Origin of the sequence: Pseudomonas sp. LFM046 (assembly GCF_000949385.2) — a bacterium.
Lineage (GTDB): Bacteria > Pseudomonadota > Gammaproteobacteria > Pseudomonadales > Pseudomonadaceae > Metapseudomonas.
Genome location: NZ_JYKO02000001.1, coordinates 2,470,486 through 2,496,325, shown reverse-complemented (window position 1 = coordinate 2,496,325; position 25,840 = coordinate 2,470,486). Strand labels below are relative to the sequence as shown.

At 65.5% G+C, this 25,840-nt stretch carries 19 protein-coding genes; 17 read left to right on the top strand and 2 right to left on the bottom strand.

Annotated features, from left to right (window positions below):
* Nucleotides 1-69 precede the first annotated feature (69 nt).
* Genes nuoG through nuoN form a run of 8 tightly spaced genes read left to right on the top strand, consistent with a single transcriptional unit; the run spans nucleotide 70 to nucleotide 10,030 of the window.
* Nucleotides 70-2,778 carry an NADH-quinone oxidoreductase subunit NuoG gene (nuoG, locus tag TQ98_RS11535; protein WP_103102947.1) on the top strand — a complete coding sequence of 903 codons (2,709 nt, stop codon included), beginning with the start codon at nucleotides 70-72 and terminating at the stop codon, nucleotides 2,776-2,778.
* Nucleotides 2,775-3,767 carry an NADH-quinone oxidoreductase subunit NuoH gene (gene nuoH / locus TQ98_RS11530; RefSeq protein ID WP_044872856.1) on the top strand — a complete coding sequence of 331 codons (993 nt, stop codon included), beginning with the start codon at nucleotides 2,775-2,777 and terminating at the stop codon, nucleotides 3,765-3,767. The genes nuoG and nuoH overlap by 4 nt, the downstream gene beginning before the upstream one ends.
* An 11-nt stretch (nucleotides 3,768-3,778) precedes the next feature.
* Nucleotides 3,779-4,327, top strand: a complete 549-nt coding sequence (nuoI, locus tag TQ98_RS11525) for an NADH-quinone oxidoreductase subunit NuoI (RefSeq protein WP_044872857.1) — start codon at nucleotides 3,779-3,781, stop codon at nucleotides 4,325-4,327.
* 10 nt (nucleotides 4,328-4,337) lie between these two features.
* Nucleotides 4,338-4,838, top strand: coding sequence for an NADH-quinone oxidoreductase subunit J (nuoJ, locus tag TQ98_RS11520; protein ID WP_044872858.1), 501 nt, complete (start codon nucleotides 4,338-4,340; stop codon nucleotides 4,836-4,838).
* A gap of 4 nt (nucleotides 4,839-4,842) precedes the next feature.
* Nucleotides 4,843-5,151 carry an NADH-quinone oxidoreductase subunit NuoK gene (nuoK, locus tag TQ98_RS11515; RefSeq protein WP_044872859.1) on the top strand — a complete coding sequence of 103 codons (309 nt, stop codon included), beginning with the start codon at nucleotides 4,843-4,845 and terminating at the stop codon, nucleotides 5,149-5,151.
* Complete coding sequence (nuoL, locus tag TQ98_RS11510; RefSeq protein ID WP_103102946.1) at nucleotides 5,148-6,995, top strand: NADH-quinone oxidoreductase subunit L; 1,848 nt, start codon at nucleotides 5,148-5,150, stop codon at nucleotides 6,993-6,995. Before nuoK ends, nuoL begins: the two co-directional genes overlap by 4 nt.
* Before the next feature lie 25 nt (nucleotides 6,996-7,020).
* Nucleotides 7,021-8,547 (top strand): NADH-quinone oxidoreductase subunit M, encoded by a 1,527-nt coding sequence (gene nuoM, locus TQ98_RS11505; protein ID WP_044872863.1) that lies wholly within the window; start codon nucleotides 7,021-7,023, stop codon nucleotides 8,545-8,547.
* 7 nt (nucleotides 8,548-8,554) lie between these two features.
* Nucleotides 8,555-10,030: an NADH-quinone oxidoreductase subunit NuoN gene (gene nuoN / locus TQ98_RS11500; protein ID WP_044872864.1), complete on the top strand. Its 1,476-nt coding sequence runs from the start codon at nucleotides 8,555-8,557 to the stop codon at nucleotides 10,028-10,030.
* 193 nt (nucleotides 10,031-10,223) lie between these two features.
* On the opposite strand, the gene TQ98_RS11495 is transcribed toward nuoN, so the two are convergent.
* Nucleotides 10,224-11,543: a Na+/H+ antiporter NhaC family protein gene (locus TQ98_RS11495; RefSeq protein WP_044872865.1), complete on the bottom strand. Its 1,320-nt coding sequence runs from the start codon at nucleotides 11,541-11,543 to the stop codon at nucleotides 10,224-10,226.
* Between the two features lie 241 nt (nucleotides 11,544-11,784).
* On the opposite strand from TQ98_RS11495, the gene TQ98_RS11490 reads away from it, so the two are divergent.
* Together TQ98_RS11490 and TQ98_RS11485 are read left to right on the top strand one after the other, a co-directional pair.
* Nucleotides 11,785-13,929, top strand: coding sequence for a methyl-accepting chemotaxis protein (locus TQ98_RS11490; protein ID WP_103102945.1), 2,145 nt, complete (start codon nucleotides 11,785-11,787; stop codon nucleotides 13,927-13,929).
* A gap of 422 nt (nucleotides 13,930-14,351) precedes the next feature.
* Nucleotides 14,352-14,948, top strand: coding sequence for an NAD(P)H-dependent oxidoreductase (locus tag TQ98_RS11485; RefSeq protein WP_044872971.1), 597 nt, complete (start codon nucleotides 14,352-14,354; stop codon nucleotides 14,946-14,948).
* 48 nt (nucleotides 14,949-14,996) lie between these two features.
* On the opposite strand, the gene TQ98_RS11480 is transcribed toward TQ98_RS11485, so the two are convergent.
* Nucleotides 14,997-16,283 carry a sigma-54 dependent transcriptional regulator gene (locus tag TQ98_RS11480; RefSeq protein WP_044872970.1) on the bottom strand — a complete coding sequence of 429 codons (1,287 nt, stop codon included), beginning with the start codon at nucleotides 16,281-16,283 and terminating at the stop codon, nucleotides 14,997-14,999.
* 223 nt (nucleotides 16,284-16,506) lie between these two features.
* Between TQ98_RS11480 and TQ98_RS11475 the strand changes: the two genes are divergently transcribed.
* The 7 genes from TQ98_RS11475 to ald all read left to right on the top strand — a co-directional run bounded on the left by TQ98_RS11475 (nucleotide 16,507) and on the right by ald (nucleotide 25,646).
* Nucleotides 16,507-17,604, top strand: a complete 1,098-nt coding sequence (locus tag TQ98_RS11475) for a peptidase C39 family protein (RefSeq protein ID WP_044872969.1) — start codon at nucleotides 16,507-16,509, stop codon at nucleotides 17,602-17,604.
* An 84-nt stretch (nucleotides 17,605-17,688) separates the two neighbouring features.
* The gene (locus TQ98_RS11470) at nucleotides 17,689-19,563 is read left to right on the top strand and encodes a di-heme-cytochrome C peroxidase (protein WP_044872968.1); all 1,875 of its coding nucleotides are present in this window, start codon (nucleotides 17,689-17,691) and stop codon (nucleotides 19,561-19,563) included.
* Between the two features lie 41 nt (nucleotides 19,564-19,604).
* On the top strand, nucleotides 19,605-20,756 hold the full coding sequence (locus tag TQ98_RS11465; protein WP_044872967.1) for a catalase family protein: 1,152 nt from the start codon (nucleotides 19,605-19,607) through the stop codon (nucleotides 20,754-20,756).
* 298 nt (nucleotides 20,757-21,054) lie between these two features.
* Nucleotides 21,055-22,014: a homocysteine S-methyltransferase family protein gene (locus TQ98_RS11460; protein WP_044872966.1), complete on the top strand. Its 960-nt coding sequence runs from the start codon at nucleotides 21,055-21,057 to the stop codon at nucleotides 22,012-22,014.
* A gap of 226 nt (nucleotides 22,015-22,240) precedes the next feature.
* Nucleotides 22,241-23,620 carry a nodulation protein NfeD gene (locus tag TQ98_RS11455; protein WP_103102943.1) on the top strand — a complete coding sequence of 460 codons (1,380 nt, stop codon included), beginning with the start codon at nucleotides 22,241-22,243 and terminating at the stop codon, nucleotides 23,618-23,620.
* Nucleotides 23,621-23,622: 2 nt separating this feature from the next.
* Entirely contained in the window at nucleotides 23,623-24,390 is a 768-nt protein-coding gene (locus TQ98_RS11450) for a slipin family protein (protein WP_044872963.1), read from the top strand.
* 134 nt (nucleotides 24,391-24,524) lie between these two features.
* The gene (gene ald / locus TQ98_RS11445) at nucleotides 24,525-25,646 is read left to right on the top strand and encodes an alanine dehydrogenase (RefSeq protein WP_044872962.1); all 1,122 of its coding nucleotides are present in this window, start codon (nucleotides 24,525-24,527) and stop codon (nucleotides 25,644-25,646) included.
* Nucleotides 25,647-25,840: the final 194 nt, after the last annotated feature.

Genomic DNA, 25,840 nt, shown 5'->3' with positions numbered 1-25,840 from the left:
ACCCGGCCCCGCGCGCACGCTGATTCCATTAGCCAAAGCCCGGTCACACGGGCAGATGAAGACTGAACCATGGCCACTATCCACGTAGACGGCAAGACGCTCGAAGTCGATGGTGCAGACAACCTCCTGCAGGCCTGTCTGTCCCTCGGACTCGACATCCCCTACTTCTGCTGGCACCCGGCGCTCGGTAGCGTCGGCGCCTGCCGCCAGTGCGCGGTCAAGCAGTACACCGACGAGAACGACAAGCGTGGTCGCCTCGTCATGTCCTGCATGACCCCCGCCACCGACAACACCTGGATTTCCATCGACGACGAAGAGGCCAAGCAGTTCCGTGCCAGCGTTGTCGAATGGCTGATGACCAACCACCCGCACGACTGCCCGGTGTGCGAGGAAGGCGGCCACTGCCACCTGCAGGACATGACGGTAATGACCGGCCACAACGCCCGTCGCTACCGCTTCACCAAGCGTACCCACCAGAACCAGCAGCTCGGCCCGTTCATCTCCCACGAGATGAACCGCTGCATCGCCTGCTACCGTTGCGTGCGCTACTACAAGGACTACGCCGGCGGTACCGACCTCGGCGTCTACGGTGCCCACGACAACGTCTACTTCGGCCGTGTCGAGGATGGCGTGCTGGAGAGCGAATTCTCCGGCAACCTGGTGGAGGTCTGCCCCACCGGCGTGTTCACCGACAAGACCCATTCCGAGCGCTACAACCGCAAGTGGGACATGCAGTTCGCCCCGAGCATCTGCCACGGCTGCTCCAGCGGCTGCAACATCAGCCCCGGTGAGCGCTACGGCGAGATCCGCCGCATCGAGAACCGTTTCAACGGCTCGGTGAACCAGTACTTCCTCTGCGACCGCGGCCGCTTCGGCTACGGCTACGTCAATCGCGAAGACCGTCCGCGCCAACCGCTGCTGGGCAACCAGCAACTCAGCCTGGATGCCGCCCTGGACAAAGCCGCCGAGCTCCTCAAGGGCAAGCGCGTGATCGGCATCGGTTCGCCCCGTGCCAGCCTCGAAGGCAACTTCGCCCTGCGCGAACTGGTCGGCGCCGAGAATTACTACTCCGGTATCGCCGCCCAGGAGCTGGCCAACCTGCGCCTGATCCGCGACATCCTGCAGAACGGCCCGCTGCCGGTGCCCACCCTGCGCGATGTCGAGAAACACGATGCGATCTTCGTGCTCGGTGAAGACCTGACCCAGACCGCCGCCCGCATGGCCCTCGCCCTGCGCCAGGCCGTCAAGGGCAAGGCCACCGAAATCGCCGCCTCGATGAAGATCCAGGACTGGCACATGGCTGCTGTTCAGAACGTCGCTCAGGACGCCCTGAACCCGCTGTTCATCGCCAGCGTCGCCGCCACTCGCCTGGATGACGTTGCCGCCGAAAGCGTCCACGCCGCACCGGCCGACCTCGCTCGCATCGGTTTCGCCGTGGCTCATGCTATCGACCCGAGCGCCCCGGCCGTTGAAGGCCTGGAGAGCGAAGCCGCCGAGCTGGTCAAGCGCATCGCCGATGCCCTGCTGGCCGCCAAGCGCCCGCTGGTGATCTCCGGTGCGTCCCTGGGCGAGAAGGCCCTGATCGAAGCCGCCGCCAACATCGCCAGCGCACTGAAGAACCGTGAGAAGAACGGCTCCCTCAGCCTGGTAGTACCGGAAGCCAACAGCATGGGCCTGGCCCTGCTGGGTGGTGAGTCCGCTGACGCTGCCCTGGATGCCCTGACCTCCGGCAAGGCCGATGCCGTCGTCGTCCTCGAGAACGACCTGTATCGCCGCGCCGACGCCGCCAAGGTGGATGCCGCCCTGGCCGCCGCCAAGGTCGTGATCGTCGCTGACCACCAGCAGACCGCTACCGTCGAACGCGCCCATCTGGTGCTGCCGGCCGCGAGCTTCGCCGAAGGCGACGGCACCCTGGTCAGCCTGGAAGGCCGCGCCCAGCGCTTCTTCCAGGTCTTCGACCCGACTTACTACGACGCCAACATCCTCGTCCGCGAAGGCTGGCGCTGGATGCACGCGCTGCACAGCACCCTGCAGGGCAAGCCCGTGGACTGGACCCAACTGGACCAGGTCACCTCGGCCTGCGCCGACAGCAGCCCGCTGCTGGCCGGCATCCGCGATGCCGCGCCGACCGCGTCCTTCCGCATCAAGGGCATGAAGCTCGCCCGCGAACCGCACCGCTACAGCGGCCGGACCGCCATGCGCGCCAACATCAGCGTGCACGAGCCGCGTCAGCCCCAGGACAAGGACTCCGCCTTCGCCTTCTCCATGGAAGGCTATGCCGGCACTGTCGAACCCCGTCAGCAGATTCCGTTCGCCTGGTCTCCGGGCTGGAACTCGCCCCAGGCCTGGAACAAGTTCCAGGACGAAGTCGGCGGCCACCTGCGCGCCGGCGATCCGGGCGTACGCCTGATTGAAGCCAAGGGCCAGGTACTGCCGTGGTTCAGCGTCAATGCCGCCTTCAACCCTACCCAGGGCACCTGGCAGGCCGTTCCGCTGCACCACCTGTTCGGCAGCGAAGAGAACAGCTCCCGCGCCGCCCCGGTGCAGGAACGCATCCCGCAGCCCTACGTGGCCATGGCCAAGGATGAAGCCGACCGCCTCGGCGTCAACGACGGCGCCGTGCTCGCCCTGACCGTCAATGGCCAGACCCTGCGTCTGCCGCTGGCCGTCAAGGAAGAGATGGGCATCGGCCTGGTGGGCCTGCCCGTCGGCCTGCCGGGCATCCCGGCCGCCTTCGCCGGCGCAGTCGTCACCGCCGTACAGGAGTCCGCACAATGAGCTGGCTGACCCCCGAACTGATCGACATCATCGTCGCCGTCCTCAAGTCCATCGTCATTCTCCTGGCGGTGGTCGTGAGCGGCGCGCTGCTCTCCTGGGTGGAACGCCGCCTGCTGGGCCTGTGGCAAGACCGTTACGGTCCGAACCGCGTCGGCCCCTTCGGCGCCTTCCAGCTGGGTGCGGACATGATCAAGATGTTCTTCAAGGAAGACTGGACTCCGCCGTTCGCCGACAAGCTGATCTTCACCCTGGCGCCCATCATCGCCATGAGTGCCCTGCTGATCGCGTTCGCCGTGATCCCGGTCACCCCCACCTGGGGCGTGGCCGACCTGAACATCGGCATCCTGTTCTTCTTCGCCATGGCCGGCATCGCGGTGTACGCGGTGCTCTTCGCCGGCTGGTCGAGCAACAACAAGTTCGCCCTGCTGGGCAGCCTGCGCGCCTCGGCCCAGACCATCTCCTACGAGGTGTTCCTGGCCCTGTCGCTGATGGGCATCGTGGCCCAGGTCGGTTCCTTCAACATGCGCGACATTGTTGATTACCAGGCCCAGCACCTGTGGTTCATCATTCCGCAGTTCTTCGGCTTCTGTACCTTCATCATCGCTGGCGTCGCCGTGACCCACCGTCACCCGTTCGACCAGCCGGAAGCGGAACAGGAACTGGCCGACGGCTACCACATCGAGTACGCCGGCATGAAGTGGGGCATGTTCTTCGTGGGTGAGTACATCGGCATCGTGCTGGTCTCCGCCCTGCTCGTGACCCTGTTCTTCGGCGGTTGGCACGGCCCGTTCGGCATCCTGCCGCAGATCCCGTTCATCTGGTTCGCGCTCAAGACCGCCTTCTTCATCATGCTGTTCATTCTGCTGCGCGCATCGATTCCGCGCCCGCGCTATGACCAGGTGATGGCCTTCAGCTGGAAGGTCTGCCTGCCGCTGACCCTGATCAACCTGCTGGTGACCGGTGCCCTGGTGCTGGCCTCGGCCCAGTAAGGAGTAATGCCATGATCAAAGAAATCATCCACATCGTGCATGGCACCTTCACCCAGCTGAGAAGCCTGGTGATGATTTTCGGCCATGCCTTCCGCAAGCGTGACACCCTGCAGTACCCGGAAGAGCCGGTATACCTGCCGCCGCGCTACCGTGGCCGCATCGTCCTCACCCGCGATCCCGATGGCGAAGAGCGCTGCGTAGCCTGCAACCTCTGCGCCGTGGCCTGCCCGGTCGGCTGCATCTCCCTGCAGAAGGCCGAGACCGAGGACGGCCGTTGGTACCCCGAGTTCTTCCGGATCAACTTCTCCCGCTGCATCTTCTGCGGCCTGTGCGAAGAAGCCTGCCCCACCACCGCAATCCAGCTGACCCCGGATTTCGAGATGGGCGAATTCAAGCGTCAGGACCTGGTGTACGAGAAGGAAGACCTGCTGATCTCCGGCCCCGGCAAGAACCCGGACTACAACTTCTATCGCGTGGCGGGCATGGCCATCGCCGGCAAGCCGAAAGGTGCCGCGCAGAATGAGGCCGAACCGATCAACGTGAAGAGCCTGCTGCCTTAAGGAGACGCGCGTGGAACTCGCTTTCTATCTCGCCGCCGCCGTGGCGGTGGCTTCCACAGTACGGGTGATCACCAACACCAACCCGGTGCACGCCCTGCTTTACCTCATCGTGTCGCTGCTGGCGGTTTCGATGTCCTTCTTCGCCCTGGGTGCCCCGTTCGCGGGCGCCCTGGAAATCATCGTCTACGCCGGCGCCATCATGGTGCTGTTCGTCTTCGTGGTGATGATGCTGAACCTCGGCCCGGCCATCGCCGAGCAGGAGAAGAAGTGGCTGAAACCCGGCATCTGGACCGGCCCTGCCCTGCTGTCCCTGGCGCTGCTGGCCGAGTTGCTCTACGTGCTGTTCGGCAACTCCACCGGCGCCACCATCGGCCACACCACCGTGGACTCCAAGACAGTCGGCATCGTCCTGTTCGGCCCGTACCTGCTGGCCGTGGAACTCGCCTCCATGCTGCTCCTGGCAGCCCTGGTCGCCGCCTTCCACCTCGGCCGCCACGAAGCTAAGGAATAACGCCATGAACGCAATCCCAATGGAACATGGCCTGGCGGTCGCGGGCATCCTCTTCTGCCTCGGCATGACCGGCCTGATGGTGCGCCGCAACATCCTCTTCGTGCTCATGAGCCTGGAAGTCATGATGAACGCCGCCGCCCTGGCCTTCGTGGTCGCAGGCGCCCGCTGGGCCCAGGCTGACGGCCAGATCATGTTCATTCTGGTGATCAGCCTTGCAGCCGCCGAGGCCAGTATCGGCCTGGCGATCCTGCTGCAGCTGTATCGCCGCTTCCATACCCTCGATATCGACGCTGCCAGCGAGATGCGCGGATGAACCTTCTATTCCTCACTTGCCTGTTCCCGCTGATCGGCTGGTTCATCCTGGCCTTCTCCCGCGGGCGTTTCTCCGAAAACACCTCCGCCGTCATCGGCGTGGGCTCCGTGGGCCTTTCGGCCCTGGTCGCCGCCTCGATCATCTGGCAATTCAACGTGGCCCCGCCGGAAGGTGGCGTCTATACCCAGGTGCTCTGGCAGTGGATGAGCGTGGCGGGCTTCGCCCCCAGCTTCACCCTCTACCTGGACGGCCTGTCCCTGACCATGCTCGGCGTGGTCACCGGCGTCGGCTTCCTGATCCACCTGTTCGCCTCCTGGTACATGCGCGGTGAAGAGGGTTACTCCCGCTTCTTCGCCTACACCAACCTGTTCATCGCCAGCATGCTGTTCCTGGTGCTGGGCGATAACCTGCTGTTCCTCTACTTCGGTTGGGAAGGCGTGGGGCTGTGCTCGTACCTGCTGATCGGCTTCTACTTCAAGCACACGCCCAACGGCAACGCGGCGCTGAAGGCCTTCATCGTTACCCGCGTGGGTGACGTCTTCATGGCCATCGGCCTGTTCATCCTGTTCTTCCACCTCGGCACCCTGAACATCCAGGAGCTGGTGAAACTGGCCCCCGAGAAGTACGCGGCCGGTGATGCCTGGCTCTGGGTCGCCACCCTGATGCTGCTTGGCGGCGCCGTGGGCAAATCCGCCCAGCTGCCGCTGCAGACCTGGCTGGCCGACGCGATGGCGGGCCCGACTCCGGTTTCCGCGCTGATCCACGCGGCCACCATGGTGACCGCGGGCGTCTACCTGATCGCCCGTACCCACGGCCTGTTCCTGCTGACTCCGGAAATCCTCGAACTGGTGGGCATCGTTGGTGGCGTGACCCTGGTACTGGCGGGCTTCGCCGCCCTGGTGCAGACCGACATCAAGCGCATCCTCGCCTACTCCACCATGAGCCAGATCGGCTACATGTTCCTCGCCCTCGGCGTTGGTGCATGGGACGCGGCGATCTTCCACCTGATGACCCACGCCTTCTTCAAGGCCCTGCTGTTCCTCGCGTCCGGTGCAGTCATCAACGCCTGCCACCACGAGCAGAACATCTTCAACATGGGTGGTCTCTGGAAGAAGTTGCCGCTGGCCTACGCCTGCTTCATCGTCGGTGGCGCGGCCCTGGCTGCCCTGCCCCTGGTCACGGCAGGCTTCTACTCCAAGGACGAGATCCTCTGGGAAGCCTTCGCCAGTGGCCATGCCGGCCTGCTCTACGCCGGTCTGGTGGGTGCCTTCCTGACCTCGATCTACACCTTCCGCCTGATCTTCATCGCGTTCCACGGTGAAGCGAAGACCGAAGCCCATGCCGGCCACGGCATCGCCCACACCCTGCCGCTGGTCGTGCTGCTGGTGCTCTCCACCTTCGTCGGCGCCCTGATCACTCCGCCGCTGGCGGGTGTGCTGCCGGAAAGCGTCGGCCATGCCGGTGGCGAAGCCAAGCACAGCCTGGAAATCGCCTCGGGCGCCATCGCCCTGGCGGGTATCCTGCTGGCCGCCCTGCTCTTCCTCGGCAAGCGTCGCTTCGTCAGCGCCGTCGCCCAGAGCGCCCCGGGCCGCTTCCTCGGCGCCTGGTGGTTCGCCGCCTGGGGCTTCGACTGGCTCTACGACCTGCTGTTCGTCAAACCCTACCTGCTGGTCTGCCGCCTGCTCCGCCGCGATCCCATCGACGGCAGCATCGGCCTGATCCCGCGTGTAGTGAAGGGTGGCAACTTCGCCCTGAGCCGTAGCCAGACCGGCCAGCTGCGCTGGTACGCCGTGTCCATCGTCGGCGGAGCCGTGCTCGTGCTCGGCGCCGTGCTGCTGACCTGAATCTTCTTAAGGAATTGAGCCCGTCATGATTCTGCCCTGGCTAATCCTGATTCCCTTCATCGGCGGCCTGCTCTGCTGGCAAGGTGAGCGCTTCGGCACCACCCTGCCTCGCTGGATCGCCCTGCTGACCATGACCCTGCTGTTCGGCCTCGGCCTCTGGCTGTGGGCGACCGGCGACTTCACCCTGGCTCCCGCGCCCGGCACCGAACCGGTGTGGGCCGAAGAGTTCAAGGTGCAGTGGATCGAGCGTTTCGGCGTCACCATCCACCTGGCCCTGGACGGCATCTCCATCCTGATGATCGTCCTCACCGGCCTGTTGGGCGTGCTGTCCGTACTCTGCTCCTGGCGTGAGATCCAGAACCGCGTCGGCTTCTTCCACCTCAACCTGATGTGGATCCTCGGCGGCGTGGTTGGCGTGTTCCTCGCGATCGACCTGTTCCTGTTCTTCTTCTTCTGGGAAATGATGCTGGTGCCGATGTACTTCCTCATCGCGCTCTGGGGTCATAGCGGCAGCAAGGGCAAGACCCGCATCACCGCCGCCACCAAGTTCTTCATCTATACCCAGGCCAGCGGCCTGATCATGCTGGTGGCCATCCTCGGCCTGGTACTGGTGAACTACAGCAACACCGGCGTGCTGACCTTCAACTACGCCGACCTGCTGAAAGCCCAACTCGCCCCCGGTACCGAGTACCTGCTGATGCTCGGCTTCTTCGCCGCCTTCGCGGTGAAGTTCCCGGTGGTGCCGGTGCACTCCTGGCTGCCCGATGCCCACGCCCAGGCCCCGACCGCGGGTTCCGTGGACCTCGCCGGCATCCTGCTGAAGACCGCCGCCTACGGCATGATCCGCTTCGCCCTGCCGCTGTTCCCCAACGCCTCGGCCGAGTTCGCGCCCATCGCCCAGTGGCTTGGCGTGTTCGCCATCGTCTACGGTGCCCTGCTGTCCTTCGCCCAGACCGACATCAAGCGCCTGGTGGCCTACTCCAGCGTGTCCCACATGGGCTTCGTGCTGATCGCCATCTACTCCGGCAGCCAGATCGCGCTGCAGGGTGCGGTGGTCCAGATGATCGCCCACGGCCTCTCCGCTGCCGCACTCTTTATCCTGTGTGGCCAGCTCTACGAGCGCCTGCACACCCGTGACATGCGCGAGATGGGTGGTATCTGGCATCGCATGCCCTACCTGCCCGGCGTCAGCCTGTTCTTCGCCGCCGCCGCCCTGGGCCTGCCGGGTACCGGCAACTTCGTGGGTGAGTTCCTGATCCTGGTCGGATCCTTCCAGCAAGTGCCCTGGATTGCCGTACTGGCCTCCACCGGCCTGGTCTTCGGCTCCGTCTACTCGCTGATCATGATCCACCGCGCCTACTTCGGCCCGGGCAAGAACGAGAACACCTACGAAGGCCTGAGATACCGCGAGCTGATCATGGTCATGGGCCTTGCCGGCCTGCTGGTCCTGCTCGGCATCTACCCGCAACCGGTGCTGGATACCTCCGCTGCAAGCATGCATGGCGTGCACCAGTGGCTGGACTCCGCCGTCAATCAACTCGTTGCCCGGTAAGCAGCTCATGGAATTCACGACTCAACACTTCATCGCCCTGCTACCGCTGCTGGTGACCAGCGCCACGATCGTGGCGGTCATGCTGGCCATCGCTTGGAAGCGCCACCACTCCTGGACCTTCGGCCTCTCGGTCATTGGTCTCAACCTGGCCCTGGTTTCCATCCTGCCGGCCCTCAAGGTCACCCCGCTGGCGGTCACCCCGCTGATGATGGTGGACAACTTCGGCTGCTACTACATGGCCCTCGTCCTGGCGGCCACCCTCGCCTGCGTGACCCTGACTCACGCTTACCTGGGTGGTGAGTCCGGCAAGGGCTATCCGGGCAACCGCGAAGAGATGTACCTGCTGATCCTCCTCGCCGCCGCCGGCGGTCTGGTGCTGGTTACCGCGCAGCACTTGGCCGGCCTGTTCATCGGCCTGGAACTGCTGTCGGTGCCGGTCTACGGCCTGGTGGCGTACGCCTTCTTCAACAAGCGCTCCCTGGAAGCCGGCATCAAATACATGGTGCTGTCCGCCGCGGGCTCCGCCTTCCTGCTGTTCGGTATGGCGCTGCTCTACGCCGATGCCGGCAGCATGAGCTTCACTGAACTGGGCAGCCGTCTGGCCGCCGCCGGTAGCCCGGGCGTGCTGTCCCAACTGGGCATCGGCATGATGCTGATCGGCCTGGCGTTCAAGCTGTCCCTGGTGCCGTTCCACCTCTGGACCCCGGACGTGTACGAAGGCGCCCCGGCGCCGGTGGCCGCCTTCCTGGCCACTGCCAGCAAGGTCGCCGTGTTCGCCGTGCTGCTGCGTCTGTACCAGCTCTCCCCGGCCACTGCCGGCGGCTGGATGAACGACCTGCTGACCGTGATCGCCATCGCCTCCATCCTGTTCGGCAACCTGCTGGCACTGGTGCAGAACAACCTCAAGCGTCTGCTCGGCTACTCCTCCATCGCCCACTTCGGCTACCTGCTGGTGGCACTGATCGCGAGCAAGGGCCTGGCCGTGGAGGCCATCGGCGTCTACCTGGCCACCTACGTGCTGACCAGCCTCGGCGCCTTCGGTGTGGTGACCCTGATGTCCACCCCCTACAGCGGCCGTGACTGCGACGCCCTGTACGAGTACCGCGGCCTGTTCTGGCGCCGTCCGTACCTGACCGCCGTACTCACCGTGATGATGCTGTCCCTGGCCGGCATCCCGCTGACCGCTGGCTTCATCGGCAAGTTCTTCGTGATCGCTGCCGGTGTGCAGTCCGGCCTCTGGTGGTTGCTGGGCGCCATGGTCCTGGGTAGCGCCATCGGCGTGTTCTACTACCTGCGCGTCATGGTCACCCTGTTCCTGGTGGAGCCGAACCTGCGCCGCCACGACGCCGACATGCACTGGGCCCAGCGCGCCGGCGGCATCATGCTGCTGTTCGTTGCCCTGCTGGCCTTCGTCCTCGGTGTCTACCCGCAGCCGCTGCTGGACCTGGTCCAGCACTCCGGCCTGGTGGCCCTGGCCAACTAAGGCGAAGCCCGAGAAACAAGAAACCCGGCCAAGTGCCGGGTTTTTTGTGGGCGTCATTTCCACCAGCGGGTGCCAAGTAGGTTGGCGCTGAGCGAAGCCCAACAAGGCGACGCTTGCGTCGCCCAAGGCCTCGCAGGCTCGGCACCAACCTAGGTCGAAGACGTGCCTTACCGCCGGCCAGGGCTCGCGCGGCTCAGAGCACCATCGCCGCCACCCAGCCAAACGCCAGCAACGGCAGGTTGTAGTGCAGGAAGGTGGGCACCACGGTGTCCCAGATGTGGTTGTGCTGGCCGTCCACGTTGAGGCCGGCGGTCGGGCCCAGCGTGGAGTCGGACGCTGGTGAACCGGCATCGCCAAGGGCACCAGCGGTGCCGACGATGCTGACGATGGCCAGCGGGCTGAAGTCCAGTTGCACGCAAAGCGGCACGAAGATGGCCGCGATGATGGGCACGGTGGAGAAGGATGAGCCGATGCCCATGGTCACCAGCAGGCCCACCAGCAGCATCAACAGGGCGCCGAGTGCCTTGCTGTGGCCGATCCATCCCGCTGAGGCGTCCACCAGCGTGGCCACCTGGCCGGTCTCGCGCATCACCTCGGCGAATCCCGAGGCGGCGATCATGATGAAGCCGATCATGGCCATCATCTTCATGCCTTCGGTAAAGAGGTCATCCGCCTCCTTCCAGCGCACCACGCCCGATAGCGAAAAGATCACGAAGCCCAGCAGCGCGCCGATGATCATCGAGTCCAGCCACAACTGCATCGCAAAGGCCACCAGGATCGCGACGCCTGCTACACCGAGGCTCAATGGGTTGTAGGCGATGCTCACCTGCTCCGCCTGAGCGATCCGTTCCAGGTCATAAACACGCTTGCGACGGTAGCTGACGAACACCGCGATCAGCAGCCCCGCCACCATTCCCATTGCCGGTATCAACATGGCTTCGGTGACACTCACGCCGGTAACGTCGACGCCACTTTTCACCACATTCGCCAGCAGGATTTCGTTCAGGAAGATGTTGCCGAAGCCCACCGGCAGGAACATGTACGGGGTGATCAGGCCGAAGGTAATCACGCAAGCGATCAGTCGGCGGTCGATGGCCAGGCGCGTCAGCACATACAGAAGAGGCGGCACCAGCAGCGGGATGAACGCGATGTGGATCGGCAGGATGTTCTGCGAGGAAATGGCCACGCACAGCAGCAACGCCACCAGCAGCCATTTCAGGAAACCACCGCCATTGGCCTCCTGCCGGCCCACCAGGGCCAGGGCCTTGTCCGCCAGCGCGTGAGCCAGGCCGGAGCGCGCAATGGCCACGGCGAAAGCCCCGAGCAGCGCGTAGGACAGCGCCACGGTCGCCCCACCGCCAAGCCCCTTGTTGAAGGCCGCCAGCGAGCCCTCGATACCCAGGCCGCCGACCATTCCACCCACCACGGCGCCAATGATCAGCGCCACCACCACATGCACTCGGCACAGGCTGAGAATCAGCATGATCCCCACCGCCGCCACAACCGCATTCATTGCCTCTCCTCAGGGTTCCAGACCACGCCAGCCGCGGCTTTTCCGCGAAAAAAAGCGCGCACTCTGCCGAAACCGACCCCCTCTGTCAAAAGCGTTCAGAATATTGGGCGGATTGTGCACAATTCTTGCCTGCAAATTGCGCCCTCGTGCATTTCGCACGGCTATTCGTGGTCCTCGCGTCAAGGAATTGCCGCCCGCGCCGACAACGAATGAAGTACCGACGAGAGAGAAGGAAGCCCCAATGCCGTTCAATCGCCTGTCCATCCAGTGGAAGATCACCCTGCTGGCCGGCCTCTGCCTGTTGGCCATCGTGACCCTGCTGATCGGATCGTCCCTGTATCAGGCCAAGCGCAGTGCCGAGTTGGTGAAAGCCGACAGCAGCCAGATGCTCGACCAGAGCGCGCGCCTGCGCCTGCAAGCCCGGGCGGAGCTGCAGGCCATCCGCATCCAGCGCTACTTCATGGACAACTACCAGTACGGCAAGGGCTTCTCCCGTCAGGTCCTGTTCCTCAAGGAACAGGCGGAAAAACGCTTCCTCGATGCCTTCGACCTGCGCGAGGACTTGACCCGCCAGGTCCGCACCAGCCTGGAAGCCAACCCGGAAATCCTGGGCCTCTACCTGGTCTTCGAGCCCAACGCCCTGGACGGCAAGGACGAACTCTTCGCCGGCCAGGCGGAACTGGGCAGCAACGACAAGGGCCGTTTCTCCCTCTATTGGTCGCAACCCTCCCCCGGCAAGCTGGAATCCGAATCCATGACCGAATCGCTGCTGGCCGACAGCAGCATCGGCCCCAGCGGCGCCCCCTACAACGCGTGGTACACCTGCCCGATGAAGACCGGCCAGGCCTGCGTACTGGACCCGTACTTCGACACTGTCGGCGGCAAGAAGACCCTGATGACCAGCATCGCCTTCCCGCTGCAACTCAACGGCAAGGCCGTGGGTGTCATGGGTCTGGATATCAGCCTGGAACGCCTGCAGCAGCTCAGCATGTCCGGTAACCGCGAGCTGTACGACGGCAATGGCCACGTCAGCATTCTCAGCCCCGCCGGCCTGCTCGCCGGCCACAGCCGCGACGCCGGCCTGCTCAGCGCCAAGCTGGACAAAGCCTTCGGCGAGGACGCCGGGGAACTGTCCGCCAACCTCCAGGCCGGCAAGGCAGCGGAAATGGACCACAACGGCATGCTGCGGGTCATGGAGCCCTTCAAGCCGATTCCCACTGCGGCGCCCTGGAGCGTGCTGCTGGAAGTCCCCGAGAAGGTGCTGCTCGCCCCAGCCCTGGAACTGGACGCCAAGCTTGACCAGCAGAACCACACCGCAAACTTTGTTGGCCTGCTGATCGGCCTTGCCGCCGCCATCGCCGGCCTGCTGCTGGTGTGGCTCACCGCCCGCGGCGTGACCCGGCCGATCCAGGGCGTCGCCGCCATGCTCCGCGACATCGCCAGCGGCGAGGGCGACCTCACCCGCCGCCTCGACTACGCCCGTCAGGACGAACTGGGCGAGCTGGCCGGCTGGTTCAACCGCTTCCTCGACAAGCTCCAGCCGATCATCGCCGACGTCAAACGTTCGGTGCAGGACGCCCGCAGCACCGCCGACCAGTCCGCCGCCATCGCCAGCCAGACCAGCGCCGGCATGCAGCAGCAGTACCGCGAAGTCGACCAGGTGGCCACCGCCTCCCACGAGATGAGCGCCACCGCCCAGGACGTCGCGCGCAGCGCCGCGCAGGCCGCCGACGCCGCCCGGGGCGCCGACCAGGCGACCCGCGAGGGCCTCGGCGTGATCGGCCGCACCACCAGCGCCATCGAGCAACTGGCCAGCGAGATGAACGTCGCCATGGAGGAGGTGCAGGCCCTGGCCAGCAGCAGCGAGCAGATCGGCTCGGTGCTCGAGGTGATCCGCGCCATCGCCGAGCAGACCAACCTGCTGGCGCTCAACGCCGCCATCGAGGCGGCCCGCGCCGGCGAGGCCGGGCGCGGTTTCGCCGTGGTCGCCGACGAGGTGCGCAACCTGGCCAAGCGCACCCAGGACTCGGTGGAGGAGATCCGCCAGGTGATCGAAGGCCTGCAGCACGGCACCCGCGAGGTGGTCGGCTCGATGCACAGCAGCCACCGCCAGGCCCAGGGCAGCGTCGCGCAGGTCGAGCAGGCGGTGGCGGCCTTGCAGCGCATCGGCGACGCGGTGACCGTGATCACCGACATGAACCTGCAGATCGCCAGCGCCGCCGAGGAGCAGAGCGCGGTGGCCGAGGAGATCAACCGCAACGTCGCGGCGATCCGCGACGTCACCGAATCCCTCTCCGGCCAGGCCGAGGAATCGGCGCAGGTCAGCCAGGCGCTGAACCGCCTGGCCAACCACCAGCAGGGGCTGATGCAGCAGTTCCGCGCCTGAGCCGCGGAACGGCAGGGGAATCGCCTGGCTCCTCGCCCAGACGTAGGGTGGATGTCGCTTTTTACATCCACCTTCGTCGCCCGGCCCAGCGCCGATGGTGGGTCGGTGAAGCGTGACCCACCCTACGCCTGTAGGGACCTCCGACTGCCCTCTCCCCCAACCCCTCTCCCGCACGCGGGCGAGGGGTGACTCGCGCCGGCGCCTCCGTGCCATCCGGCTGACGGGGGCATGGCTCTTCGTAGGATGGGTAGAGCGGAGCGAAACCCACCGGCGGAGGTGATGGGGATCGCACCCTCTGCTGAGCAGCACGCAGTCCTGCCCTGCCCCCTGGCGCCATCCGTGTCTCACTCTGGCGCCTTCTCCCTTGCCGACACGCAATCGGCCAGCTAGCCTCCCCCGCGGTCTGAACAAGGAACCCCTAGATGCTGAACATCGTCCTGATCGCCGGCTCCAGCCGCGCCAACAGCCAGTCGGGCAAGGTTGCCCGCTTCATCCGCCAGCGCCTGATCGACCTCGACAAGGTCAGTCCCAGCTCCTGCAGCATCATCGACCTCGGCCAGGGCCCGCTGCCCCTGTGGCCGGCCGAAGACACCGGCCCCTGGTCCGGCTACCAGCAGCAATTGCGTGATGCCGACGCCGTGGTGGTGATCGCCCCCGAGTGGAATGGCATGGCCTGCCCGGCCATCAAGAACTTCTTCATCTACGCCAGCAAGGCCGAACTGGCCCACAAGCCAGGGCTGCTGGTGGGGGTGTCCTCCGGTATCGGCGGCGGCTACCCGATCAGCGAGCTGCGCGCGTCCAGCTACAAGAACTGCCGCCTCTGCTACCTGCCGGAGCACCTGATCATTCGTGGTGTGGAGAAAGTGCTGAACGACGCCGACGCCGTGGGTGAAGACGACCAGCGCATCCGTGCCCGCATGGATTATGACCTGGACATCCTCGCCCGCTACGCCGAAGCCCTGAAGCCGGTGCGCGCTGCCATCGACATGAGCAACCCGGCCTTTACCAACGGCATGTAACCCCCGCCAGGAGCGAACGCCTTCGGGTTCGCTCCTACCCCACCGCCCCTACAGCAACTGATGCTTGTGCAGCAGCCGGTAGAAGGTCGGCCGTGACACCCCCAGCACCTTGGCCGCATGGCTGAGGTTGCTGCTGTAATGGGCCAGCGCATCGCAGAGCGCCTGGTACTCAGCCCGCCGCTTGTAGTCCTCCAGCGTGCCCAGCAGGGCACCGTCCACCGGCGCGCTCTGTAGCCCCAGGTCATCCGCCTCGATCTGCCCGCTCTCCGCCAGGGCGTAGCCGCGCCTTACCCGGCCGGCCAACTCCCGTACATTGCCGGGCCAGCGGTGACGCGCCATCGCCGCCAGGGCTTCCTCGCTGAAATGCGTGGGCCGGCGCCCGGCTTCCAGGCTGTAGAGATCGGCGAAATAGCCCGCCAGCAGCGCGATATCACCCTGGCGTTTGCGCAGCGGCATGATGGACAGCCGGTTCTGCTCCAGCCAATGGAGCAACCCGGGATGGATGCGCTCCTGTTCCACCAACTCGCCCATCTCTTCCCGCGTCGACGCCAGCACCCGCACGTCCAGCGGCACCACCTCCCCATCTGCATGGCGCAGTGATCGGGATCGCAGGCAGGTCAGCAACCGTTCCTGCTGGGCGAGGGGTAATTCGTGAATGGCATCGAGGAATAACGTGCCGCCACTGGCCGTAGCCAGCTTGCCCTGATGGCCGAACAGCAGGTTCACGGTTTCCGGCTCAGGCAGCACGCCGCAGTTGAAGCTGACGAAGGGCCCTGCCACCCGCCGCGACATGCGGTGCAGGGTGCGCGCCACCAGCTCCTTGCCGCTGCCGCTTTCACCGCAGATGAGCACCGGCTTGTCGCTCGGACCGAGGCGCGCCAGTTGCTTACGGAGGTCCCGCAGCGGTCGGCTCTGGCCCAGCAGCTCATGCTGGTCACCCCGGCGGGTGCCGATGCCGCGCAGCCGAGCAATACCGAAGGCGCGCCCCAGCAACCCCTGCAGCCGGGGCACATCCACGGGCAGCGTCAGGGCATCGAAGAACCACTCGCCAATGAACTCATCGACGCCCGACAACGGATCGGCCAGAGGGTCGATCAGGGCGATCCATTCGGTGCCACTGCGGCTGATCAGCTGCTTGATTCCCTCCGGGCGCTCCAGGTGGTCGTTCCTCAAGCGCAGCAAGCCGATGTCATAGCTCGCCGCCTGGGCCTGATCCAGCGACTGGCTGGAAACCGACCAGCCGGCTTCCTCCAGATGCGGCAGGATGCGCCGGCAGTGGTCGCACGCATCAACCAGCAGTAGCCGCCGCGGGGCGGAAGAGATGGCTTCCAAGATACAGATTCCTTGACGCCAAAATTTTGATAAATCAATAAAAACAATAGCTTGAGACAGCTATCTGTAACGCTAGCAAGAACTTTCCAGGCCTTTGGAACGATTCTCTATAACGCCAATTACTCTTCCACACGAAGCCGATCAGGCCAGGTCCGGAAGCGTCTCGACAGCGTTCCAATCCAGGCCAATACTCGATCGACTCCTTCCCTGCCTTGCGGGGCCAGCCATGAACCTTCTCCTGCGTCGCGCCGCGCTCGACGACCTGTCGGCATTGGTGGAACTCGAAGGCCGCAGCTTCGAAGTCCCTCGACTCAATCGACAGCAGTTCCGCTGGATGGTGCTGGGCGCCAACGCCAGGCTCTCAGTGGCGGAGGGAGATGGCCGGATCCTCGGCTACACCCTGGTGCTGTTTCGCCAGGCCAGCACCCTGGCCCGCCTCCATTCCATCGCCACCGATCCTCGCGCCCGCGGGAACGGCATCGGCCAACGCCTGCTGGAGGCGGCCGAGACCAGCGCCCGGGAGCACGACTGCGCCTACCTGCGGCTGGAGGTCTGCCCGGACAACCGTGAGGCCGTGTCGCTGTTCGAACGCAATGGCTACACCAGCCTGGGCCTTTTGCCGGACTTCTTCCCCGATCACCGGGAAGCCCTGCGCCTGGAGAAGCGCGTGGCGCACCATCCCCAGGCGCGCCAGCGGCACGTGCCCTACTACCACCAGACCACCGAATTCACCTGCGGCCCCGCCTGCCTGATGATGGCCATGGGCGCTCTGGGCGGCGCCTCTCCCGGCAACGACCAGGACGAACTGCGCCTCTGGCGCGAGGCCAGCAGCGTGCACATGCCCGGTGGGCACGGCGGATGCAGCCCCCACGGCCTGGCCCTGGCCGCCTGGCGCCGGGGGTATCGGGTGCGGCTTCACCTGAGCCACCAGGGACCACTGTTCCTCGACGAGGTCCGCAACGCCGGAAAGCGCGAGGTGATCCGCCAGGCCCATGAGGACTTCTGCAGCGCCCTGCAGAACACCGACGTCGAACAGCACCTGGGCGACGAGCTGGACCTCTGCCACGTGCTGGAAACCGGCGGCCAGCCCCTGGTGCTGGTGGACGGCCACCGCCGTAGCCGCAGTCGTGCCCCCCACTGGGTGCTGGTCACCGACTGCGACCACGCCTTCGTCTATCTCCACGACCCCAACGCCGAACGCAGCCTGTTGCGCCAGCCTCAGGACTGCCAGCACGTACCGGTGACCTACAGCGAATTCGAGCGCATCAGCCGTTTCGGCCAGGGCAAGCAGCGCGCCGCCGTGGTGCTCTATCCGCGTTCTTAGGACGAATGCGTAATAGCACCTTGCCAACACCCCCATCGATTGGCATAAGGTAGGAAATTTCACCGAGCTACAAGGAAGTACCCGATGCACGCCCTACGTCGTGTCCTGAAACTGGTGCTTGTTCTGATCCTGGCAGGCCTGGCCGTCGTCCTTTATTACGTCGCCAATCCCAACCTTCCGACCTACCAGCCGGCGAGCCAGTTGCACTACCTCGGCCAATGGACCGAGCAGGATCGCCAGACCTACTACTACACGCCCCAGGGCACCACGGTTAAGGGCCTGCGCTACGAGTGGTTCACCGCTCTGGAACTGCCCTTCTCCCGCGATCGATTCACCCGCCCGGAATACCTGGCGCGCTTCGGTTTCCTGGTGGACCCACAGCAGAAACCCACGCCGCAGAACCCCGGCAACCTGCCGGTGGGCCTCACTCGCCACGAAGACGAAAGCACCGGCGAGCACTACCTCGACATCAGCTGCGCCGCCTGCCATACCGGCGAGCTGCGCTATCAGGGCCAGGCCGTGCGCATCGACGGTGGCGCCGCCCTGCACTCCCTCGCCTCCACCGTACCCACCCTGCGCGGCGGCGGCTTCGGCCAGGCGCTGGGCATGAGCATGGCCTTCACCTACTACAACCCGCTGAAGTTCAGCCGCTTTGCCGAAACCGTACTGGGCGAGCGCTACCCCGAAGGGAAAAAGGAGCTGCGTGCCGAGTTCAAGAAAGTGCTCGACCGCCTGCTGGGCACGGCGTGGAACGACACGCACCGCGGCCTCTACCCCACCGAGGAAGGCTTTGGCCGCACCGATGCCTTCGGCCGCATCGCCAACAGCGTCTATGGCGATGCCATCAGCCCGGACAACTACCGCGTAGCCGATGGCCCGGTGAGCTACCCGCACCTCTGGGACATCTGGAAGTTCGACTGGGTGCAGTGGAACGGCTCGGCCATGCAGCCCATGGCGCGCAACATCGGCGAATCCCTGGGCGTCGGCGCCACCCTGCACCTGTACCAGCCGGATGGCAGCCAGGTGCCGGAAACCGCCCGCTATGAATCCAGCGTGCGCGTGCGCGACCTCCATACCCTGGAAGAAACCCTGAAGAAGCTCGCCCCGCCCACCTGGCCGGAGGCGGTATTCGGCAAGGTCGACCTGGCCCGCGCCAGCCAGGGTCGCGCACTCTTCGTCGAGAACTGCGCTTACTGCCACGCCCCCAACGTGGTGCCGGCAGACAAACGCATGGCCCCCGGCCGCAATCCCGAGTGGCACATGCGCATCGTGCCTGTCGACGTCGTCGGCACCGACTCCACCACCGCCGACAACATCGCCGACCATCGCTACGACATCAGCAAGCTGGGCTGGACCCGCGAGCAACTGGCCAAGCTGGATGTGAAGCTGTTCGGCGCCAGCCTGGAACAGGTCGACTTCCGCAGCATCTCCAGCGCCAAGGGCCTGGCCTACATCACCTCCTTCGTCGCGGAACAGGCCTACAAGCAGGCCGGCATTTCCGGTGAAGAGCGCGCCCGCATGGACGGTTTCGGCCTGCCCATCGGCGTGCAGGAAAAGCGCGGCTACAAGGCGCGCCCGCTGGATGGCATCTGGGCCACCCCGCCCTTCCTCCACAACGGTTCGGTCCCCACGCTGTTCCAGTTGCTCTCGCCGGCCTCCGAAAGGGCCACCCAGTTCCATGTCGGCAGCTTCGAGTACGACCCGAAGTTCGTCGGTTTCCAGACCTCGGCCTTCCCCGGCAGCTTCCTGCTGGACACCCGCATCAAGGGCAACGGCAACCAGGGCCACGAGTTCCGCGACGGCTGCCGCAAGGACGGCGTGATCGGCCGCTTCCTGCAGCCCGATGAACGCCTGGCCCTGATCGAATACCTCAAGGTGCTGGGCAATGCCGAACTGGAAAGCCGGCTCACCCCAGTCGAAGCCCGCCCCTGGAATCCGGGCCCACCCTGCGAGGGCTGAGCCCTCGCCGCCCCTGAAGCCCATAAAGGACACAAGCACCCATGCTCAAGCGCTTCTGGCTCTGGCTCGGCCGAGTACTCGGCAAGCTACTCGTCATCCTGCTGGTGGTCGGCCTCGGCGGCTGGCTCGTGGGCGAGGCCTACTACGGCTGGAAATATTCCGGCCCGGTCCCGACCGAAGAAGTGATTCCCGCCGATGAAGCGGCGCAGACCCGCGCGATCATCAGCGACGCCGTCCGCATCGTCGAACAGCACCGCGACAACACCCGCGTGCAGCGCGACGCCCACGCCAAGGCCCACGGCTGCGTGAAAGCCGAAGTCACCGTACTGCCGGAGATCGACAGCGACCTGCGCGCCGGTGTCTTCGCCGAGCCGGGCAAGACCTGGCAGGCGGTGATGCGCCTCTCCAACGGCAACGCCTTCCCGCAGTTCGACAGCGCCCGCGACGCGCGCGGCATGGCCATCAAGCTGCTGGACGTGCCCGGCGAGAAGCTGATGAAAAGCCCGGTGCACCAGGCCGAGCAGGACTTCGTGATGTTCAACCACCCGGTGTTCTTCGTCCGCGACGTGGCCGAGTACCGACAGAACTTCAACGCCCAGTCCAACGGCGAGCAGATCGGGGCCTTCTTCCCCGGCTGGGACCCGCGCACCTGGGAAATCCGTCACCTGATCATCGCCCTCAAGACCCTGGCCCCGGCACCGGACAGCCCGGTCGATGCCACCTACAGCTCCATCTCGCCGTACAAGCTGGGGCAGGCGAACATCAAATACCGCGTCATTCCCGACCCGCAGAGCTGCCCGCCCTACCAGGTGCCCGAGCAGAACACCGCACTGCCCAACTTCCTGCGCAATGCCCTCTACCAGCAGTTGTCCCTCGACCGCGTGCCGGCCTGCTTCGCCTTCCAGGTGCAGAAGCAGAATGCCCAGCACTACATGCCCATCGAGGACACCAGCATCGAATGGGACGAGTCCGTCTCGCCCTTCGTGACCATCGCCACCATCAAGGTCCCGGCGCAGGACTTCGACAGCCGCGAGCAGAACGTCGCCTGCGACAACCTCTCCTTCAACCCCTGGCACGGCTTGCCTGAGCACCGCCCCATCGGCGGCATCAACCGCCTGCGCAAGGCGGTGTATGAAGCCGTGAGCGCCTATCGCCATGAACGCAATGGGGCGAGCGACGCGACCAGGCCCTGAAGCAAACCAACGGCTCTTTGCGTGGGGGCGAATTCATTCGCCCCCACATTATTGGGTTCCCCTCACAATCCATACCTGCCTCAACCAAAGTCCCACCCATCAGTCCATCTCAGCCGCGCTCCGTGCTGGTGCTAGCCTTTTTTGGTACGCACCGGGCGCCCAGCGCCCGCCCGGCGCACCGCCTGCGGGCCTGCCCACACACTACGGAAACCGCCCGAGGCCAGCCTGGCTGTCCGCCCCGCTTTCGATCCGAAGCCTGACCGGACAGCAAACGTCCACAGGTCACGGAGTCAAGGCCATGGCCCAATATCGCAGCGCCTTACCGCAACTGGAGGGTGAACTGTTCCTGACTGATGGCGGCATAGAGACCTCGCTGGTCTTCCACGAGGGCATTGCCCTCCCCGATTTCGCCGCCTTTGTATTGCTCAACTATCCCGACGGCAGGGAAGCGTTGCGCAAGTACTTCCGCGCCTACTGCGCAATCGCCAGCCACTACGGCACGGGACTTGTCCTGGAGAGCCCCACCTGGCGCGCCAATCCCGACTGGGCCAACCACATCGGCTACACCCCCCAGGGACTGGCCGACGCCAATCGCCAAGCCATCACCCTGCTGCAGGAGCTGCGTTCGGAAGTGGAAAGCGGACGCACGCCCGTGGTGATCAGCGGCTGCGTCGGCCCGCGTGGTGACGGCTACGACCCCGACGAGGCCATGGACGAGTTCCAGGCCCAGCAGTACCACAGCGAGCAGATCGGGATATTCGCGGAGACTGCGGCTGACATGGTCAGCGCCCTCACCATGAACTACGTGGAAGAAGCCCTCGGCGTCGCCCTGGCCGCCCGCGAGGCGCGCATTCCGGTGGTCATCTCCTTCACCCTGGAAACCGACGGCAGGCTGCCCACCGGCCAAGGCTTGAAGGAAGCCATCGAACTGGTCGACAGCGCCACCGCCCACTACCCCGCCTACTACATGATCAACTGCGCCCACCCCGACCACTTCGAGGATGTGCTGACCCCCGGCAGCCGCTGGGTGCAGCGCATACGCGGGCTGCGCGCCAATGCCTCACGCCAGAGCCACGCCGAGTTGAATGACGCCGTCGCCCTGGACAGCGGCGATCCTGAAGAACTGGGCGCCCAGTACGCCCGGCTGCGCCAGCGCCTGCCGCACATCAATGTAATGGGGGGCTGCTGCGGCACCGACCACCGCCACATCGAGCAGATCGCCAGGGCCTGCAAGCCGCTGTTCCGAGCGGCCCTCTGACGCGCAAAACGTGTGGGGGCGATTTCAATCGCTGAGGGCTGCGCAGCAGCCCCCAACGTGAATCGGCAGACCTTCGGCCTGCTTGGCGAATGAATTCGCCCCTGCAAAACGCCTCCAACTGCAACGCCCCCACACATATCCCGTTGCACCTGCACGCCCCCGCGTAAATACCCGACAAGGGCCCTCAACTATGCTGTAAGTGAACACGGTGTAGCGGGAGGCTCCCATGATCGGCCGGCTGCTGCGCAGGCTCCTGTACCTGGCCCTGCTCTCGCCCGGCGTCCTGCTGGCCGCCGGAAGCGTCACCGTGTTGACCGTCGATGGCCCTATCGGCCCGGCCACAGCGGACTACCTGACCCGGGGTATCGAGCGCGCCGAGGAGGACAAGTCCCAACTGGTGGTGGTGCAGATCGATACCCCCGGCGGCCTCGACACCTCCATGCGCAGCATCATCAAGGCGATCCTCTCCAGCCCGATTCCGGTGGCCAGCTTCGTCGCGCCCAGCGGCGCGCGGGCCGCCAGTGCCGGCACCTACATCCTCTACGCCAGCCACATCGCCGCCATGGCACCCGGCACGAACGTCGGCGCCGCAACCCCGGTACAGATCGGCGGAATGCCCGGCCAGCCCGAAGGCGACAAGCCCACCGGCGGAAAGGACGAGAAGAAGGATGACAAGGCCGGCGGCTCCAGCAACGAGGAAACCCTGGCCCGCAAGCAGGTCAACGACGCGGCCGCCTACATCCGTGGCCTGGCCCAGATGCGCGGGCGCAACGCCGACTGGGCCGAACGCGCGGTGCGCGAATCCGTCAGCCTCTCGGCAGAGGATGCCCAGCGGCTGAAAGTGGTGGACCTCCTGGCCCAGGACGTCCACGACCTGCTCAAGAAACTCGACGGCAAGACCTACGAGATCGCCGGCCAGTCCATCACCCTGAGCACCGCCAGCGCCCCCTTGATCCAGCGCGAGCCCGACTGGCGTGCGCAGCTCCTTTCGGTGATCACCAACCCCAGCGTGGCGCTGATCCTGATGATGATCGGCGTCTACGGCCTGATCTTCGAATTCTCCAATCCCGGTAGCGGCGTCGGCGGTGTGATCGGTGGCATCTGCCTGATCCTCGCCCTCTATGCCCTGCAGCTCCTGCCGGTGAACTTCGCGGGCATCGCCCTGATCCTCCTCGGCATCATCTTCATGGCCGCGGAAGCCTTCATGCCCAGCTTCGGCATCATCGGCTTCGGTGGCATCGCCGCCTTCATCGTCGGTGCGGTGATCCTGATCGACACCGAAGTGCCGGGCTTCGGCATTCCCCTCTCGGTGATCATCACCGTCGCCCTGTCCAGTTCGCTGCTGATCTTCGCCATTCTCGCCATGGCCATCGGCGCCCGCCGACGTGTGCTGGTCAGTGGCGACGCCGGGCTGGTAGGCAGCCAGACCATCCTGCTCGACCAGTCCGTGGACGATCCCTGCAGCGGCTGGGTGCAGTTGCAGGGCGAGCGCTGGCAGGTGCGTAGCGATTCCCCCCTGAGGAGCGGCCAGCGCGTACGGGTGCTGGCACGCAATGGACTGTTGCTGGACGTGACCGCGGATGAGCATCCGCCCACAGGAGACTGAACATGGCCTTTCCGATCAGTTTTGCCACCCTACTGTTTCTGCTGATCGTGCTGGCGGTATCGGCCATCCGCATCTTCCGCGAATACGAGCGCGGCGTGGTCTTCCAGCTCGGGCGCTTCTGGAAGGTCAAGGGACCGGGACTGGTGCTGATCATCCCGGCCATCCAGCAGGTGGTGCGGGTGGACCTGCGCACCGTGGTGCTGGACGTGCCGCCCCAGGACGTGATTTCCCGCGACAACGTCTCGGTGAAGGTGAACGCGGTCGTCTACTTCCGGGTGCTCGACCCGCAGCGCGCCATCATCCAGGTGGAGAACTTCCTCATGGCCACCAGCCAGCTCGCCCAGACCACCCTGCGCGCCGTGCTCGGCAAACACGAACTGGACGAGATGCTGGCCGAACGCGAGCGCCTCAACGTCGACATCCAGCAGGCCCTGGACTCCCAGACCGATGCGTGGGGGATCAAAGTCTCCAATGTCGAGATCAAGCACGTGGACATCAACGAATCCATGGTCCGCGCCATCGCCCGGCAGGCGGAGGCGGAGCGGGAACGGCGGGCCAAGGTGATCCACGCCGAGGGCGAACTCCAGGCCTCTGAAAAGCTGATGCAGGCGGCGGAAATGCTCAGCCGCCAGAAGGGCGCCATGCAGCTGCGGTACATGCAGACCCTGGGTTCCATCGCCAACGACAAGACCACCACCATCGTCTTCCCGTTGCCAGTGGACTTGCTCGCGGGTCTGCGCGACGGGAAGCAAAAGAACCAAGGAGACTGACGAGCTGCCTGCGACGCCCTGTTTTCCCCGGGGTTTTCAGGGAGATCCCCTGAAAACCCGTCACTATTCGGCGGGGGCACGGCAACCGGGTTTCTACACTTGTTCAAAGGACAACAAGAACCCTGGAGATCGCCATGCGTATCGGAGTGCCGAAGGAGATCAAGAACCACGAATACCGTGTCGGCCTGACCCCACTGTCAGTGGCCGAGTTGACCCGCCTCGGCCACGAGGTCTGGGTAGAAACCAAGGCAGGCGCGGCCATTGGCTTCTCCGACGAGGACTACCAGGCAGCCGGTGCCAAGGTGGCCGGCAACGCCGCCGAGGTCTTCGAGCAGGCCCAACTGATCGTCAAGGTAAAGGAACCCCTGACCCAGGAACGCGCGCGCCTTCGGCCCGACCAGACCCTCTTCACCTATCTGCACCTGGCGCCTGACCGGCCCCAGACCGACGAACTGATCGCCTCTGGCGCCACCTGCATCGCCTACGAGACCGTCACCGACAGCCATGGCCGCCTGCCCCTGCTGGCGCCGATGTCGGAAGTGGCCGGGCGCATGTCCATCCAGGCCGGCGCCAACTGCCTCGAAAAGGCCAAGGGCGGTCGTGGCGTGCTGCTGGGCGGCGTGCCCGGCGTAGCACCGGCCAAAGTGGTGGTCCTGGGCGGCGGCGTGGTAGGAACCCATGCGCTGGCCATGGCGGTTGGCCTGGGCGCCGATGTCACGGTGCTGGACAAGAATGTCGACGCCCTGCGCCGGCTGGACTCCCTGTACGGCAACCGCATCACCACCCTCTACTCCACCCACGGCACGGTACGCGAACAGGTGCTGGCGGCGGACCTGGTGATCGGTGGCGTGCTGATTCCCGGCGCGGCGGCGCCCAAGCTGGTCACCGCCGAAATGGTCGCGCGGATGCAGGAAGGCGCGGTGCTGGTGGACGTGGCCATCGACCAGGGCGGCTGCGCGGAAACCTCGCGGGCCACCACCCATGCCGAACCCACCTATCTGGTGGACGGCGTGGTGCACTACTGCGTGGCCAACATGCCCGGCGCCGTGGCGCGCACCTCGACCCTCGCGCTGAACAACGCCACCCTGCCCTTCGTTCTCGCCCTCGCGCAGAAGGGCACGCGCAAGGCCCTGGAAGATGACCTGCACCTGCGCCACGGTCTGAACGTGGCCAAGGGGCGCTTGACCAACGGCAGCGTCGCCGCCGCTCACCACATGGATTACGTCCACCTGGAGGACATGCTCAAACAGCTCTAGCCTTGGGGCCCTGACCGGCCCCGATGACCACGTCGCAGCAGGAGTCCTAGGCCCTCAACTGCGCCGTGGTCATTTTTATGTCCCTACGAAACTGCAAGGCAGACCGTAGGTTGGCGCCGAGCCTGCGAGGCCCAACGAGCCTGGAATCAGCTCCGCGTGTTGGGCTTCGCTTCGCTCAGCGCCAACCTACAAGA